Genomic DNA, 18,351 nt, shown 5'->3' on the forward strand with positions numbered 1-18,351 from the left:
TCTAGGATATCCAGCTCTCAAGTACGGTCTGGCTCTGGGATTGTACCTCGGTAACAATCGAGAACTCGGTTGTATGGGATAACTTCATCCGCTCCGCCAGCTTTTCATTCCATACACCTTCAGCTGTAATTCGAGTCGTAGATGATGTGGGGTCCTGGTTAACCTCAAGGATCTGGGCAGCGTAACGTTTACCTTGTTCCTCTGTGTACCAGATCAAGGAGTCACCCTTCTGAAACCCCGTAATAGGCTCTTCTGTAAATTCAGCTATAATGTGTACTTTGACATCCTCCCCTTGCAGTGATTCAGACCCTGCAGTTGCCGTTGCCGTCTCACTGCGCAGATAGGAGGTCGTATGGAATTGCATGGCTAACGTCACTAATGCTGTCACAGTTAATCCAATAATGATAAGTGCAGCCACGGGTAATTGAATCGAAAGCCGGAACCAGATCTGTCCTATTCGTTTAGTCCGGCTCATGTTCCGAATCTCCTTCAATGAGGCTGACCAGGTAATCCCTGAAATCGGCTATGGTGTCGGTTTGCACAAATGCCAATTGATCATCGTCTATCTCAATGTTGAATACTTTCTCCATCTCCACCACAATTTTAATGTAATCGAGTGAATTCGTTCCAAGTTCCCCCCAGGCTTGATCCATCTGAATATCCGTTCCATACTCCATAACCTTGTCGATGACCTGTATTATTTGAGTCTCCAATGTCATGATTTCACTCATTCAGATCCTCCCCATCATGTGAGATTTAACCAACTCATCGTAATACTCCCGTTCAAGCACACTTATATTTCTGTATATCTCAGGGAGTTTATGAAATGATGTTGGTTTATATGAAGAAGTAAGCACATACTTGGCCAGAACTGCGCGAATGTCACTCCACTCCATGACAATGCGCTCACGAATATGTGTCAATCTGGAATCCGCGCCAGTTAGATTGGCACAACGATACACCTCGGCCTTTTTGGCACTAATCAATTTATGAAGCGAAATGACCCAATCCTCCGCTATGGAAGACACCACATGTTGATCCTGAACAACGGCCTCAAACTGTGGCACACTCTCCTCCAGTCTTGCCAGACTGTTCTCTATCCGCTCCTGTTGCTCTTCAATATGATCCACATAGATCTTCCAGTAAGCCTCCAACTGTTTCGAACTGGCATCTCTTTGATGTATCACCGGATAATGCTTATTGTAGAACGTATAGAAGGTGTGATTTTCCATATTAAAATGCTCGATATAGCCATGATAGCTATCCGACAGATCCTGGTAACTAACAATTCGTTCTTCATACGACAAGTTATCATGATGCTTATGCTCCATCACGGTAAACGTCTGGTTGATCGGATCAGCACCGTATACAAGCCAGGTATGTGGAATATGCTTTTTGAGATACGTATCATTGCGTATGGATGTGTAGTAGACGTCAGCCCAGACAATAACCGGTTTGGCATTCAGAACCGCTCGACTGACATCCTGTATAATGTCCTCGCTAGCTTTTACCATTTCATAACCAATGCCCAGATCGCCCAGAATGTCTGTATCCTTGCGACAGGAGAAGAAACCATTCACAAGAAATTGCTTATTCTCAGACCATAGATACTCATCCACATGATGGATGAAAAACGGATGTATGCTTTTGTTCTGTTGCAATACAATGGGAAATAGAGAGTTATAGAAGCATAATTTGAAAAAGACTTCGTTAAAAGGCTGATATCCACCGGAATGGGCTAGCTGTGAATGCTCCATACCCAATGATGAAGACGTCTTGTTAATCTTTACCACGCCAGATGGCTGTCCGTTATTTTCACTTTCATATGAATCGGCAAGCCCGGGATTCTCTTCCAGAACTGCTGCAAGCATCCTTATGGTGGGATTGTCATACAAAATGGAAGGCAGGACCCGAATACCGAGATTCTCCAGTTCAACCTCCATTCGGATCACAAGCAGGGAGTGCCCGCCAAGCTGAAAGAAGTCGTCGTCAATACCGATCCGTTCCATCTCCAGCAATGTACGCCAAACTTGCACCAGTTGGTGCTCCAGCTCATTCGTAGACGGTGCATAGTTCATGCCAAAATGTAATGACTGCCTCTGGTTCAATAACTCTCGTGTATCTATCTTCCCATGGATCGTTCGCGGCATATGTGATATTTGAATATATCTTGAAGGCAGCATATATTCGGGCAACAATGACATCAGGTATTGGCGAATATCCATGACATACAGTTCCGTATCGGCCACAATATAAGCGGTCAGCACCTTCTCACCTTCGACTCCGGTCGTCAGTACAACACATTCGTCAATTGGACCGTAACGGTTCAGATGTCGCTCTACTTCTGCCAATTCAATCCGATGACCCCTGACCTTAACCTGCTTGTCCATCCTTCCCAGAAACAACATGCGGCCTTCCGCTGTCCACATTCCTATATCCTCTGTGCGAAACATCCGCTCTCCTTCAACAAACGGTGACTCGACAAACTTCTGATCTGTCAATTCCTGCAATCCTATGTACCCGCGAGACACCCCGTTGCCCGAAATACATATTTCTCCGGGTACGCCTACGGGCAACATTCGTCCATGACGATCTCCAATGTACACAAAATAACCTTGAATAGGGCGCCCCACTGGAATCGGATCAACAGTCTCTGATGACAGCTTCTCATAGAGTGCACATACCGTCGTCTCGGTGGGGCCGTACGTATTGTATACATTGGTATAGGTGAGCAGATGTCCAATATCCGCTATCTTCAATACATCTCCACCGCTGATAATGGTGCGAACACTCGCAAGATTGGGCATCCGGTTAAGTTCCCTCAGGATATGAGGTGTAGTGCTGACAAGGGTGACCTTGTGTCTGTCCAGTAACTGCACCAGTCCGTGGATATCCAGCAGTTGTTCTCGTTGAACTATAACCAGTGTTGCCCCGGCAGTTAATGCAGGAAACACTTCTTCCATATAAGTATCAAAGGTACTCGCTGCTTGTTGAAGCACCTTGTCTGTTGAATTTAGTTGAAACTCGGCTTGAAAAGCGTTCACGTATGCACTCAGATTTCGTTGCTCTACTCCGACCCCTTTGGGCTCACCCGTTGAGCCGGACGTATACAGAATGTAGGCTAGACCATTCATGTCGGGTACGAAACTTAAACCACTTCCATCTTCTATTCTCCATGGGGCAGCATCCAGCTCAATCATTTCTATGCCTGAGCCTGAAGGCATAGCCAATGTCATCTCCTCTAAAGCTCGATGTACATTCGTTTCCAACAGTCCCGTAAGAATAATGCGGGCATCCAATTCCATTAAAATATGGCGTATACGCTCCATGGGATATTCAGGATGAAGAGGAATATAGGTTCCTCCTGCTTTGAACACCGCCAGGATTGTAATGATTAACTCCATGGAGCCTGCCATCATAACGGGGACTGGACTCTTCGCAGTCACCCCAGAAGCAATCAGGAGACGGGCAAGCTGATTGGATTGCTCCTCCAGAGACTGATACGAAATCTGGCGATCTCCCTCTATAACCGCAGTCTGGTTGGGTATTCTGTTTACTTGTTCAAGAAATAGAGCACAGACAGAACGTGCCTCCGGCAGGAACAAACGTGGACTCCTGTTCCATCTTTCCATGATTTCATTCTCCTCTTCCAGAGAAAGGAGCTGACTCATGGATAGCGGTTGGTCTGGTAAGGCTGTTGTCTGTTCCAGCAATCGTATGTAGTGGGAACATAAACGCTCAGGTTGGCTGGATTCAAGGGATATGGCACCATAACGGAGAGTCATCTGAAGTCGTTGATCTACCCGGTCAAACGCCAGTGAACAATGGGCTCCTTCATCCAGAATAGGTTCCTCATGGATTCCTTTCATATACAGGACCGTCTTCAACTCGCACTCCTCGGGAAGCCGCCCCAGCTTCTCTGCCATCTTATCGTAAGGAAAATGCCAGTACGTTCGGGCGGACATGACTTCAGATTTGGTATGTAATACCAATTGTCTGAACGATGCTGTCTCGTCTACTTTTCCACGAATTGCGAGCAAGTGGGAACTTCGAAAATCTTCGACTTGTTCTGGAGTCAGGGGCATACCCAGCAACATATCTTGATGTCCATAATAACGATACAACAGATGTTGAAATCCCGATAAGAGCAATATATACAACGCCAAATTTGACCCCCCACTCATGCGGATCAATCTTGCGGACAATTCATCTGGAAAGGATAAGGAAAGGATCTGTACGTTGGGTTCTCCAGTCTGTATCGAAGGTTGCAGAATTCCATCAAACAACGTTCCAATATGAATATCGCCATCTAGTTGTTTCTGCCAATACGCTCGTTCTTCCTTAAATTTATCACTCGACATCATAACATTAAGTAGATGGATATCCATGATCTCACCCCGAATACATAGTAAACCGGCACAACAAGTGTTGATCACACCTGTCCTGCCGGTTGATTGTTGTACACGTGCTTGTTTATGCCGTAGTAACTTTCAGGTCACTCCACAAATAATACTGCCCCGTCTCGTCCAGGATCTGGTGGAACCAGTCATCCCGTTCTTCCTGCTCTACTTGTTTGGTTTCGAATATCGTTCCGAGCCATTCCAGCGACTGTTTCATCTGCTCCGTAGTCGGGGCCTGATCCGCCGCCTCAAGCTCCTCTTGAAGCTGTTGAATCTGTTTATATGGCTCAACGACTCCTTTTTGATATTCCTCCTGATCCCAATTCCGATTAGGTGTAGCTACAGCCGCAGCCATACATTTCGTTACTACCGTTGGTCTCGGTCTGGATACAACAGCCTGATCCAGTAACTCTTTCAGTGCTTTACGATCCTCTTTCTGTCCGTAGGCAAAAGACTTCATACCGAGCTTATCCATTTCTACCAGTCCGCTCAGGACATTTTTGGGTCCAAGTTCAATCGTCAGCGTAACTCCATGCTTCTTGAGATATTGCATCGTCTGTGCCCACTTGACCGGCTGGGACAGCTGCCTTTGGAGAAGTCCCGTAATTCGCCCGGCTTCGGTGTATGGCGTGGCGGTAACATTGGATACGACAGGCCACTTGAATGGATGGAAACGATAATTGGCAAGTTCCACCCCAAGCTGTTCACCAGCCGACTCCATCAAGCGGCTATGGAACGGCGCACTCATCATCAACGGGGTTGTCTGGGCATCCTGGTCCAGCAGGATGGATTCCACTTGTTCAATCGAATCCTGATGACCGGATATGGCATACTGGCTCGAAGCATTGTAACAGGAAATCGCAGACCAAGCCGTATCGGTTGACACTTGCTCGCAGGCTCTGCGGATCATCTCCTCATCGGCACCATCAATGATGGTCATGGCTCCATCTGCTTCATCTGTGATAAGTTCCGTCAATTCTCCGCGTCGCTTGGTGATCCGCACAGCATCACCAAATGTCATAGCACCGGAGCACGCTAGAGCTGCATACTCACCCAGGCTGTGGCCTGCGCAGAATTGCGGGTTGATCCCGATCTCCTCCATGTAGACACGATAGGCAACCACACTCGCTGTCAACAATGCCGGCTGCATATTGGAAGGTTTGTTCAGATCAAAAAGGCTGCCTTCAAAACTCAATTTGGCCAAATCAAAGCCCAGAATATGGTTGGCTTCTTCATACGTTTGTCTTGCAATCTCGTACTGATCATAGAAGTTTTTCATCATCCCTACATATTGAGAACCTTGCCCTGGAAACAGAAATGCTATTTTTTCCATTGATTAAACACCTCGCCTCTTAGATTGGAGTTACGCGATAACTTCCATGGACACATATGCAGGCTGATCCTGGATCATGCTTAGATCACTCTCAAACAAATAAAAATCTCCGTTCTGCTCAATCTCACGGAATCCGGCAAATTTGTAAGTGATCATCATCGTACGATTGCGATCTGTTGATACAAACTCGGCCTGCAAACGGACATTCGCTTCTTTAGCCATACGCATCACATGATGCAGCAGCAATGTACCTGCTCCTCTGGACATGACGCGGCAGGACACCAGCAGCAGTTTCAGTGTCCACACTTCGTCATTTAATTCGAGCAACGCCAGGCCGATTTTGCCATACGTACCGTACTTGTCTTCCAGTCCTGCAATCAGCAGTTTGTGGCGTGGAGAATACCTGAATTGATCGAGTTCCTCGTAAGAGTAGGTATAGCCTGTGGCGTTCAGTTGATGTGTTCTGACCGTCAGTTCTTCTGCACGCTGTAGATCCCCTTCCTTCACTTCAGAGATCGTGAAGATCATGCCAAGGGAGGCCAGGAATTCATCCTGAGTACCTCCGAACTCCTCCTCCTTCTCATTGCGGGCAATATCATTCATATACATCTTTCTGCGTAAGGCAGAATCCTCGGTAATGAAACGTGGCTTCATCTCATCCATATCTGTTAATTCAAGATAGGCCATCGCATCGATACAGAGGACGTCGGGGTGAGTGAATAATACTTCCTCACGTTCGAAAGGCTGATCATCGATAAAAGCAATCGTGTCCATTCCGATATTGATGGATTCCACGATGGTTTTCACCGATCGGGATTTGGCATTCCAATTGATTTGTGGATAGATAAAATATTCGCGTAGACCGAATTCTTCCAACTTGGCCATCGCCAGTTCATGATCGTTACGGCTGGCAATCGATTGCAGAATTCCTCGTTCATCCAGAGTACAGATAACTTCCACAATATTTTCTTTCAGCGTGACCTGTTCATCCTCCAGCAAAATTCCGTTCCAAATCGTATGGTCCAAGTCCCAGATTACACATTTTATTTTTTTCATGACAGAACAGCCTCCTCTTGTACGGATTCATAGGTACTCGCAGCATATGAAGCAATAACCATTTCATGCATTTGTGTGGTGCCCTCGATAATCTCATTCACACGAGCATCCCGGTAAAATCGCTCCACCGGATACTCCGCACTACAGCCCTTGGCTCCATGAATCTGTACCGCACGGTGCGCTACCTTGTTGACCATATCTGCCGCATAGTATTTCGCCGTCCAGGTTTCCATAATGGAATCCGGGTCCATCACTTCTTTCAGATATCCGGATTGATAACATAAAAGCCGCGCCGCTTTCACATCCACTATGATCTCCGTCAGCATTTTCTGAATTAACTGATTTTCCTGCAGGAGGACTCCGAACTGATGGCGGCTGCCTGCATAACTCAGCGAAGCATCCAGACAGGCTTGTCCCAGTCCAACACAGCCCCAAGCTACGGTATAACGACCATAATCCAAGCAATGCAAGGCCACCATAGAGACACCTATACCTGAACTCCCCACCATACGATCGGATTCAACGTAAACATGCTCCAGATGCAGTTCCGCCAGCATCGAGCCTTTAACCCCCAACATCCCATTGATCGGCTGTATCTTCAATCCTGGGTTGTTCCGTTCCACCAGGAACGCGGTTGGTTTATCATTCACCTGGGCAAAGATGAGAAATAGGTCAGCAAGCTGACCCATCGTGATCCACTTTTTCTTCCCGTTCAACACATATCCTTCGCCATTGAATTCGGCTACGCTCTCGATGCTTTTGGCATCACTACCAACTCCGGGTTCGCTCAAACCAAAGGCTCCAATGACTTCACCCGAGGCCAGACGTGGCAACCAATAGGAACGCATCTCTTCAGAACCAAACTTCTGAATGGCTATGGCAACCATACCGTGAACCGTAAGCAGACTTCGTACGGATGAACATCCTCTTCCGATCTCCTCGTTCAGCACCCCAACCGATATCGGATCAAGCCCCATACCTCCATATTCCCGAGGAATCATAGAACCCAGATAACCTGAGGATTTCAGCGAGTCGATCACCTCTGGATGAAGCCTTTCTTCTCTATCGTGCAAGCCTGCGTACGGGACGATATATTGATTGGTAAATGATGCAGCATCCTGCTTGCAGTGTAACTGCTGTTCGCTCAATTCCATTTTCAACACGTTAACCTCCTATAATGGGACCGGATGAATGCACATTTTTCACACTGTACTGGGGAGAGAATCGGCGGCTTTTAGGAACTGACCGTCTTGCTCTCAATAAGCTCAACGATGGCATTAATGGACTTGAAGTTCTGCAAATCCAGATCTTTATTGTCGACACGAATGGAGAATTCCTTCTCCAGAAACATAACCAGCTGCATCGCAAACAACGAATTCACAAAACCAAGGGCAAAGATGTCCTCGTCGTCCTGAAGCTCATGCTTTTTGAAAAAACGACCCAAAAACTTGCGAACTCTACCTTTAACTTCTTCCATGTGTATAACTCCCTTTCCCTCATTAAAATGGTTTTGAATACGCAATAAAGCTTGTTTATGCCATGAATTATTCATGTCGTTGATTAGTAACTATAGAAACCTTCCCCTGATTTTCTTCCGGTCTGTCCTGCGTGCACCATCTTTCTCAGTAAAGGACAACAACGGAATTTTGGGTCCTGGTAGCTCTCATACAGCACATCAAGAGAATCCACAACGGTATCCAAGCCAATTAAATCCGCAGTTTCCAAAGGTCCCATCGTATGGCCGTAACATTTAACAAAAATATCATCCACCTCACGTGCTGTAGCCACCTGATCCTGAAGAACAAAAGCAGCTTCATTCATAAACAGATGGGAAATGCGGTTTGAGACAAATCCGGGATAGTCGTTAACCAGAATCGTCTCTTTACCGATCGATGACAATAGTTCAGTTACTTCTTCAATGGTACGTTCCGAGGTATGCATCCCCTTAATCACTTCAACGGCTGATTTCAAGGGAACCGGATTCATAAAATGGGTACCAATGACCCGATCAGGCCGTTTAGTTAATGCCGCAATTTTGGTAATCGAGATACATGAAGTGTTCACCAGAAATATGCATGCCTCATGACAAATCGAGTCGATCCGGCCGTACACTTCCTTTTTGATGTCCCACTGTTCATTCACATTTTCAACGATGATATCCGCTTCACGAAGCATCTCCAGTTCCGTCGTCATATGGATGCGCTCCATAATAATCTCCGGGTCTTCCAGTCCCTCTACTTTCTTGAATAACTTCAGCATTCGGATATTGTTATAGATCTCTTCTCCGGCGATCTCCAGCACTTCATCCTTGATGTCCACCAAGACAACTTCATGACCTGTCTGTGCAAAACTCTGGGCTACACCGCGGCCCATCACCCCTGCTCCAATTACCCCGATCTTCTTCATCGTCCCTGTTCCTCCTGTTTGTGGGGGAGAAGCCGTGCTCTCCCTGATCAGAAATTAAAATCAAGATCTTCTGCGGCTGAATCGTAAGAAACCAGCATATGCTTGCTGCTTTCCAGTTCAATCTCACCAAGCTTCTGTTCCGGATGAAGCAATAACTGTTGCAGCAGCGCTACATAATCGTGAAGCATCTTCTCCGCCGTTTCCCGTTTGAAGAGCTTGGTCCGATACTCCAGATTAAATCGCAGCTTGTCATGTTTCTCGATGATTTCGAGATACACGTCATAACGGCTTTCCGCAGCTCCAAACTCATACGGAGTTGTGGTGAATTTGCCGACTGTAACGTCCACTGTACCTACATTCTGAAGTGCAAACATCGCATCAAATAAAAGATTGCGGTGTCTGTCTCTGTTCAGGTTAAGCTTCCGCACCAGATCCTCGAACTGAAACTGTTGATTCTCGTAAGATTTCAAGGCAGCTTCCCTAACTTCAGCCAGCAGTTCCAGGAATGTTTTCCCGGATTTTGGTTTGGTACGAATCGTGATGATGTTAATAAACACACCAACAACATCCTCCAGATCGGCGTGAGATCTGCCCGCAATGGGAGAGCCTACAACGATATCATCCTGATCTGCATATTTAGAAAGCAACACGTTGTACGCTGCAAGCAGCAACATAAACAAGGTTGTTCCTGTCTTGGCAGCCATGCGATCCAGATCCATAGTCAATGTTTCATTGCCGATAAATACAACCTGATCTCCTTCGAATTCATTAGCCAAAGGACGAGGATAATCGGTAGGCAATTTGAGCTGCGGGATAGAATCCTCATACAGATTCAGCCAATACTCTTCCTGTTTGAGCAGAGCACCGGAAGAGAGCAAGGCATTATGCCACACCGCATAATCTTTGTACTGGATGGTGAGTGGTTTCAGCTCACGCCCTTCATACAGATCTATGATCTCCTGCATAATGATGTCCATCGACATGCCATCCGTAATAATGTGGTGCATGTCAAAAAATACGGCGTGTACACGATCATCAAGCTTAACCACCTCAAAGCGGAACAAAGGCGCCTGATCCAGCTCAAAAGGTTTCACGAAACCAAGGAGCTTCTCGGTGAGTTGTTCCCGAGTGGACTCCGAGTAACCGACGTTGAAGTCGACCTGGTCCCACACCTTCTGATATGGAATTCCGTCCAGAAATTCAAAGGAAGTCCGGAAAGATTCATGACGTTGAATCAGCTTGCGAATGATCTGTTCAAATGCCCCGTGCTCAAAATCTCCCTCCATGATGGAGGCTCTTGGGATGTTTGCATTGGTATTTTGACCCTCAAGCCGGTCCAGAACTACGAATCTCTTCTGCGCAGAAGAAACCGGGTAATACGGTTGGGGCTCCACACGAGTCAGCACAGGCAGTGCTCCCTCGGAATCTCCGCTGATGGAGACACCATAAGACTCTTCCAGATAAGCAGCCGATTCCGCAATGGTTGGATACATCAGGATCTCTGCTGTATTCACCAGGATCGACAACTCTTTGGTGAGACCATTGGCGATCTTGAGACCCAAGATGGAGTCTCCACCCAGCTCATAGAAATCATCATAAATACTGAGTTCATTGACCCCAAGTGACTTACTCCATAATCGACCTAAGGCGCTCTCAATGATGGAATAATCTTCGTCTGTCCTGCCCAACAACTTCATGTCGCCCGATTCTTCCTGTGCACGACTGGCATTCCCCTTGCGTCCGGTTTCAATAGCTTCGCTAATGTCAGAAGAGAACAGCATGAGCGGCATGTCATCAGAGACATGCTGATAGATTCCCTCCCGGTTAAGTTCCCCGATCAGAACCTGGGTTACATCCTTGCCCATGGCTTCTTGCAGTCCCTGTATACCTCTGGCCGTCGTAATCGCCTTGAATCCCCCATCTGAATTGGCATGAAAATCCCGGGCCATGCCGGTTTCTTTCCACGCGGTCCAGTTCACGGCAAGGGTGGACAGACCTGCCTGCCTGCGATGTGCCGCAAACGAATCCATATAGGCATTGGCAGCAGTATAGTCTCCTTGTCCAGGTTCACTAAAGAACGTTGTAGCCGTTGAGAACATGACAAAGAAGTCCGGATGGTCCGCACGTGTCAGTTGATCCAAACTCCATGTCCCCAGCACTTTAGGCCGCATGACACGTTCAAAGGCTTCACGTTCTTTGTTCATCAGGAAACCTTCTCCAGCCACACCAGCACCGTGAATGATACCAGACACGGGTCCGTGCTGCTGTCTGATCTTGCTTAGCACCGATGCGAGCTGAAGAGGATCAGCAATATCTACGCTGTATAGATGTACTTCTGCGCCCCGAGCTTCCATCTCTTTGATCCGCCCAATCTGAGCAGTTAACTTGATTTCCTCACCTGAGGACAGCACATCTTCCCATGTTGCCCGTTCTGGAAACGGTGAACGATTCATCAACACAAGTTTGATTTTCTCCGGCGCTAAAGATAATGCACTCGCCGTCTCCAGTCCAATCCCGCCTGTCCCTCCAGTGATGAGGTACACACCACCTTCACGCATGTGTATCGGTTGGTCGGGCAGCAAGGAAATTGGGATTTCACCCAGCTCCTGGACATATCGACGCCCCTTACGATAAGCGGCAAGATATAACGTGTCAGGATCACGAATTTCCTGCAACCATTGATCTAGTGGTGTCTCGTCATCGATATCAATGCTTCGACAGCGGAATTGATTCATCTCATGGCAGATAGTCTTGCCAAGCCCAACCATGGGTGCATGCTCTGGACGAATGTACGGCTCACTGCCTGTAACGCTTTGTGTACAAGATGTCACCAGTACCAGATCGACTGGTCGTTTGAAATGAATCTTGGACATCGCTTTGGACAGATAAAACAGACTATACACGCCGCGATCAAGCGACTCCTCCAATTCGCCCACAGTACCTTCATCCGCATGCTGCTCCAGTGCAAAGAAATGAAGGAGCTGCGAGATTTTATAAGGCTCTACCGCTCGAATGAACCGTTCATAATCTTCTTCACATGATCGAATGGTAAATTCGGCGTTGGCTTGATTGGTATAGGACTCTCCGCGGTAAACCTTGATCACGAGCCGCCCTTCCGCTTCCAGTTTCCCGGCTACGGATGAGGCAATACCACTTCTATCCATCAATATCACAACCGGCTCTGTATTGCCTCCATGCTGATCCATTGATATTCGATTCATTTCTTTCCACATAGCCGCATAATGCAGTGGAGCCGCGGCCTCTTCTATAGAGACCTCACGCAGCTGTGGACGTTCGGGAATATGGATCCAGCAGCGCTTCCGTTCCAGCGGATACGCGGGCAAGCTGACTTTGCGAGCATGTTCACCTGCGTACAGTTCTTCCCAGTCCGCATCTGCTCCCTGTACATACAGATGGGCAATCTGCTTTAACAAATACTCCGACTCGCGTCCATCCTGTACAAAGCTCTGAATGGCCGAACGCATTAATTGGCTCAGACCCAATTTTTCCGATTCGGTCATTTCACCAGCTGCCCTATCCTTCTTACTCTTGGGAACAGTACGATGTTCACCGAACTCAACTCCCGGCAGTGCAATGGATTGGAATGATCTGTTCTCCAGCTGTCTCAGCGTATTCAGCAAACCTTCCGTATCCCGTACCATAAGTGATAACCGGAACGGGTAATGCCCCCGTCCTGTGCTTGCTGTACTGCACATATCTACGAGTTCATATCGCTCGTTTCGGTCCAGCAGACGAACATATTCAGCAACCAGCCGCTGAAGTGCCTCTTCGGATCGAGCAGACAATACCAGCAAATGAGGACGTGCTGGTGCAGATACAGGTTTAATCACTGGTGGTTCTTCCAGGATGACATGACAATTCGTTCCACTGATGCCAAATGCGCTGACACCGCAGCGACGAGGTCCGTCCTTCACCTTCCACGGTCGTAATCGTGTATTCACATATACAGGCGAAGCATGAAAATCAATATTTCGGTTTGGACGGTTAAAATGAAGATTCGGCGGAATCACACCATGCCTGACAGCAAGTGCCGCCTTGATCAGGCTGATCATACCTGCTGCCTCAGAGGTATGACCCAGATTGGTTTTAATGGAACCGACCGCACAGAATTGACGTCGATCCGTGAATTGTCGGAACGCATTTTGGATGCCTTTAATTTCAATTGGGTCACCCAGTGCGGTTCCTGTGCCATGCGTTTCCATGTACGTGATCGTTTCGGGATGAATACCTGCCTGTTTCCAGGCCTTCGTAATGACTTCCTGTTGAGCCGCTGGATTGGGAGCCGTAATGCCGGCTGAACTGCCATCCTGATTCATGGCAGTGCCTTTGAGAACAGCGTACACCTGATCCCCATCCCTAAGCGCGTCCTCCAGTCTTTTTAGCATGACTACTCCGATGCCTTCACCAAGCCCGGCACCATCAGAGTCATCATCAAATGCTCTGGTCTTTCCGTCACCAGACTCCAGACCCTGGAGCATGTTTTCGTTCTTTTTGGTGATCGGCATGGTTGAGATTTTGATTCCACCCACTGCGGCCATGCTGCACTCTCCGCTTAACAGGGCACGCGAAGCAATATGCACCGCTGTAAGGGATGAAGAACAGGCCGTATCCACCAACATGCTTGGCCCTTTCAAGTTCAGTAAATACGATATGCGAGCAGGAATAATGGATGGTGTGTTACCCACCACGGCATCCGGCAGAGCGCCCAAATCCGTCTCATATATAAATCGTGAATACATATCAACCGTGTTTGTTGAATAACCCAAATAGACCCCGGTATCCGAACCGGCCAGTTTCCCGCCGCCGTAACCCGCGTCCTCAATGGCCCTCCACACGGTCTCCAGGAAGAGACGCTGATTGGGATCTGTCAGACTCGCTTCTTTCGGTGATAATTTAAAGAATGAATAATCGAATAAGTCAATGTCTTCTATAAAAGCTCCCGCTTTGGAATCCAGTTCCGGGAGGTCCAGCCTTGTATTTTGCAAATACCAGTCCAGATCTTGTTGTCGTCGTTCCGGGAGAGGACGGATATGATCCACCTTGCCTTGAATATGCTCCCAGAATTCGAATACATCGGTTGTGGAAGCCACATTCAGAGCCATCCCTACAATGGCTAAATCCCCGGACAATGGCCCGGAAGCCGTCTGCCCTGTATGCTGCTGATCTTGAGGACACGTCTCTGCTTGCTTCGCATTTTCCGGTGATGTCTGTTCTTCACTGGTTGCAGAAGCATCCATGTCGCCCAGTACAGTAACCGTATCTTCTTCCGATTCACCATGTTCCTTGAATATATATTCAGCCAGCTTGTGAATCGTCGAAAATTCAAACAAGTCCGTTACGGCAAGAACGCCAGGGTATCTTTTGGAAAGTCCCGCGTGAATTTTCAACAGCAGAATGGAATCAGCACCAAGCTCGAAAAAGTTCTCATAGATATCGATCTCGTCAAATCCCAGAACTTCTTTGCATACGCTGGCGACATGCCGTTCAGTAGCCGTATATCCTCCCTCGATCTTGCCTGATAATTTCACTTCACCGCTTGAAGTACTTCCAGCCTTCTTGGTCGACCTCGTTTTGGAAGCAGCACTTTGCAGATATTCAGCCACTTTGCCACTGAGTTCTGTGGACAATCGAACCTGCATTTTATCCAGCAAACGAACGCCGCCGCCACTGAAGTTCAGTTGCCCGATCAGCACCCTTCGAATGGAGGAGTTCATGGCTTGTTCCAAACCTCTTATCGCCTGGGCTGTAAGGACTGTTTTGAAGATGGTATCTGCGGTGAAACCAGCATCTACCGACATGCCCGTCTCTTTCCATGTTGTCCAGTTCACGGTGAGTGTTCGTTTTCCTCTCAAGGAACGTTCATCGGCGAAGGCATCCAGGTAGGCATTAGCCGCCACGTAGTCTGCTTGCGTTACGCCACTGAACATCGTCGCTACAGAAGAATACATCACAAAGAAATCCAGATCGTCACTGTGAGTCAGTTCGTCCAGATTCCAGGTACCATATATTTTGGATGCCAGCACTTCGCTGAATCGTTCTTCACTTCGATCTACCAGAAGTTGATCTCCACCGACACCCGCACCATGAATGATTCCATGAATAGCACCATAACGTGTACGCATATCCCGAATTACCCGATCCATCGCTTCCCGGTCAGCCACATCCGCACTGTACCAGGAGACTTCCGAACCTGCGGCCTCCAGCTCCGTAACAGCTGTAATGAAACGGCAAAGCTTGGCTTGACCGGGCTGATTCATCAGGTTATCCCAATGTACACGCTCCGGTATCGGGGTGCGATTGATCAGAGCCAGACGCACGGGAGCTTTGGAAGCCAGGAAACGCGCTGTTTCCAGACCAATACCACCGCCACCACCTGTAATCAGGTACACGCCCTGAGGGCGTACAGATATTGGCGTATCCCCTGCAACCTGCACACGCGTAAATTCTTCAACGTAACGTTGTCCACCACGATACGCGATCAGATAGTCCCCCTGATCTTCTGTCCCCAGTGCTTCCTCGATCCAGACATCTGCAGGGGTATCAGCATCTATGTCAAAGGAGCGGAAAGAAATGGACGGATGCTCACGGTTCAACACCTTGCTTAAGCTCAGGAATGGCGCATGTTCTGGCCGCTGAGCGTATTCATCTCCCGTAATATGGTGAGCATTCATTGCAATCAGTGTCATACCAGCAATCTCGGCAAAGTCACTTCTCATCAGAGCACGTACCAAATAATACACACTGTACACACCTCGGCGCTGACTGTTCTGCAATTCATTCAGACTTTGAATACCCGACTGCCCGGTATCCAGAGAACAGCCAACATGAATGATGTGATCCACCGACTTGCCCCGAAGGCTTGCAAAGAGAAGGTCATAATCTGACTCCTGATCACCAAGTGTATATCGATTATCACTCAAGTCTGCATAAACAGAGCCCAGGGCTGCCCGAATCACCTTCACTCCAGTACGTGCAAGCACATGGGCTACAGAATCAGCTGCACCGGACCTGCCTTCCATCAACAATACCGTTCCCGGTAAAACGGAGATCCCGCTACCTGTACGTTTCCACTCAGCAGTTCTCCATTGCATCGTATAATGAAATTCTTCTGTGTCTTGTTCAGACACTGCCGCGCCTCTGTCGATACGACTGGATACCAATTCGTCAGGGAGATCAATCCAGCAGCGATGAGATTCGAAAGGGTACACAGGTAGACTGACCCTACGCACCTCCGTACCTTTGTACAGTTCCACCCAATCCACATCGGCCCCTTGGACGTATAACGAACCAAGTTCGGATACGCCTGCCTCATCATTCCACTCGGAAAGGTTAATGCCTTGTGTAATCTCCTGTACCCGTCGATCGAGCTTCTTCCGTGACGCTGCTGTCATGTCACCAGGTTCCAGCTGTGATTTGCTGGCAGGTACAATCTTGTGCTCCCCATAGCTGAACCATGACTCAGGTTCATTCCACGTTTCCGCCAAGGATAGCACTTGCAGCTTCAGTCCCAGATCCGCAAGATTCGCTGCCACTATAGCCAATCTGAAGTTATAGTGTCCTCTGCCAACACTCGCGGTATAACACAGATCCTGCAGATGGCAGGCGGGCGGTTTTTCCTGTATTAAACGGCTATATGTTGTGACAAGGTCCCGCAGAGCTGGCTCAGACTTGGCGGACAACACGACCAGACCTATTTTCGCATAAGAAGCGTCAGCAACCGTGGCAACCGGTGCTTCTTCCAGCACCAGATGGCAGTTCGTTCCGCTAAAACCAAAACTACTGACCGCACAGCGCATCGGAGATTCTTTTCCTTCCCATTTGCGGAGCCTGGTGTTGACATACACGGGCGATGTCTTGAAATCGATCTGTCCATTGGGCCTGTCAAAATGAAGTGACGGCGGGATTTCACGGTTTTTGATAACCAGTGCCGCCTTGATCAGACTGACCAGACCTGCCGCTTCATAGGGATGACCCATATTCGATTTCACAGTACCAATCGGACAAAACTGCTTCTTATCCGTGTACTTCTGAAAAGCAAGCTCCAAGCCTTCAAGTTCCAGCGGATCTCCCAGTTTAGTACCCGTTCCATGGGTCTCAATGTAGGACAAGGTCTCGGGGTGAATTCCCGCCTGATCCCACGCTCTAGATATCACATCAGCCTGGGCCTCCGGATTGGGAGCAGTGATTCCAATGGAAGCTCCGTCCTGATTAATGGCGCTGCCTTTGATGACTGCATAGATCTGGTCCTTGTCCTTGAGCGCTTTACTCAACGGTTTCAGTAATACGGTAGCAACCCCTTCGCTGATTCCAGCCCCATCCGATGAATGATCAAAGGCTCTGGTCCGTCCATCCGATGCTTCAAGTCCCCCGCGGTAATATTCCGTATCCAGAGGCATCAGGTTCACACGCAATCCACCAGCAAGTGCCATATCACAGTCACCATTCCGAATGGACTGGCAGGCAAGATGCACGGCCACCAATGAGGATGAACAGGCGGTGTCCACCACCATCGAAGGGCCTTTCAGATCCAGAAGATACGAGATTCGTGCAGGCATCATGGCAGAAATATTGCCCACAGCCGCATCCGAAGTTAACTGGATATCAATATCCTGGATCATTCGCAAGTAGCTGTCCTTAATATTGCTGGCAAATCCCAGGTACACACCTGTCCGGCTGCCAGCCAGGCTTTTCCCACCATATCCCGCATCCTCAAAAGCACTCCAGGCCGTTCGCAGGAACAGCCTCTGAAAAGGATCCATTAGTGCCGCGTCCCGTGGGGGTATCCGAAATAATTTGTAATCAAATTGATCGATGTCTTTCAGATAGGAACCATCACTATATTTGATGTCCTCTCCATAGCCCGCATATCGGAGGTACGCATCAATATTTTGACGACGAGAGTCTGGAAAATTGGCAATGGAATCACAGCGATCACGGATGTTGTCCCAAAACTCGCCGATATTATCCGCAGACGGAAGCATGGCCGATATGCCAACAATGGCGATTCCCTCAGAGTCGCTTCGCTTCCCCTCCGATTTCAATCCTTTGAGCAGTTGGGCGGCAACTTGCTTATCAATCTTGCCCGCAGCTGCATTCTCAATAATGATTCTCAGCATCTGGCTTGTTTGGTTCATC

9 protein-coding genes are annotated in these 18,351 nt (G+C 48.2%); all 9 read right to left on the minus strand.

What is annotated here, in order from left to right:
• Position 1 precedes the first annotated feature (1 nt).
• Positions 2 to 475 (minus strand): hypothetical protein, encoded by a 474-nt coding sequence (locus NST33_RS27005; protein ID WP_339305720.1) that lies wholly within the window; start codon positions 473 to 475, stop codon positions 2 to 4.
• Positions 462 to 731, minus strand: a complete 270-nt coding sequence (locus NST33_RS27010; protein WP_221820660.1) for a phosphopantetheine-binding protein — start codon at positions 729 to 731, stop codon at positions 462 to 464. Before NST33_RS27010 ends, NST33_RS27005 begins: the two co-directional genes overlap by 14 nt.
• The gene (locus NST33_RS27015) at positions 732 to 4,364 is read right to left on the minus strand and encodes an amino acid adenylation domain-containing protein (protein ID WP_339305722.1); all 3,633 of its coding nucleotides are present in this window, start codon (positions 4,362 to 4,364) and stop codon (positions 732 to 734) included.
• A gap of 109 nt (positions 4,365 to 4,473) precedes the next feature.
• Positions 4,474 to 5,733, minus strand: a complete 1,260-nt coding sequence (fabD, locus tag NST33_RS27020; protein ID WP_339305724.1) for an ACP S-malonyltransferase — start codon at positions 5,731 to 5,733, stop codon at positions 4,474 to 4,476.
• 30 nt (positions 5,734 to 5,763) lie between these two features.
• A complete protein-coding gene (locus NST33_RS27025) occupies positions 5,764 to 6,789 on the minus strand; it encodes an HAD-IIIC family phosphatase (protein WP_339305726.1) in 1,026 nt (341 codons plus the stop codon).
• Complete coding sequence (locus NST33_RS27030; RefSeq protein WP_260632714.1) at positions 6,786 to 7,943, minus strand: acyl-CoA dehydrogenase family protein; 1,158 nt, start codon at positions 7,941 to 7,943, stop codon at positions 6,786 to 6,788. Before NST33_RS27030 ends, NST33_RS27025 begins: the two co-directional genes overlap by 4 nt.
• An 80-nt stretch (positions 7,944 to 8,023) precedes the next feature.
• Positions 8,024 to 8,266: an acyl carrier protein gene (locus tag NST33_RS27035; RefSeq protein ID WP_076212934.1), complete on the minus strand. Its 243-nt coding sequence runs from the start codon at positions 8,264 to 8,266 to the stop codon at positions 8,024 to 8,026.
• An 83-nt stretch (positions 8,267 to 8,349) separates the two neighbouring features.
• A complete protein-coding gene (locus tag NST33_RS27040) occupies positions 8,350 to 9,195 on the minus strand; it encodes a 3-hydroxyacyl-CoA dehydrogenase NAD-binding domain-containing protein (protein ID WP_221820648.1) in 846 nt (281 codons plus the stop codon).
• Between the two features lie 47 nt (positions 9,196 to 9,242).
• Positions 9,243 to 18,350, minus strand: coding sequence for an SDR family NAD(P)-dependent oxidoreductase (locus NST33_RS27045; protein WP_339305728.1), 9,108 nt, complete (start codon positions 18,348 to 18,350; stop codon positions 9,243 to 9,245).
• Position 18,351: the final 1 nt, after the last annotated feature.

This window comes from Paenibacillus sp. FSL L8-0435, assembly GCF_037965655.1.
GTDB lineage: Bacteria > Bacillota > Bacilli > Paenibacillales > Paenibacillaceae > Paenibacillus.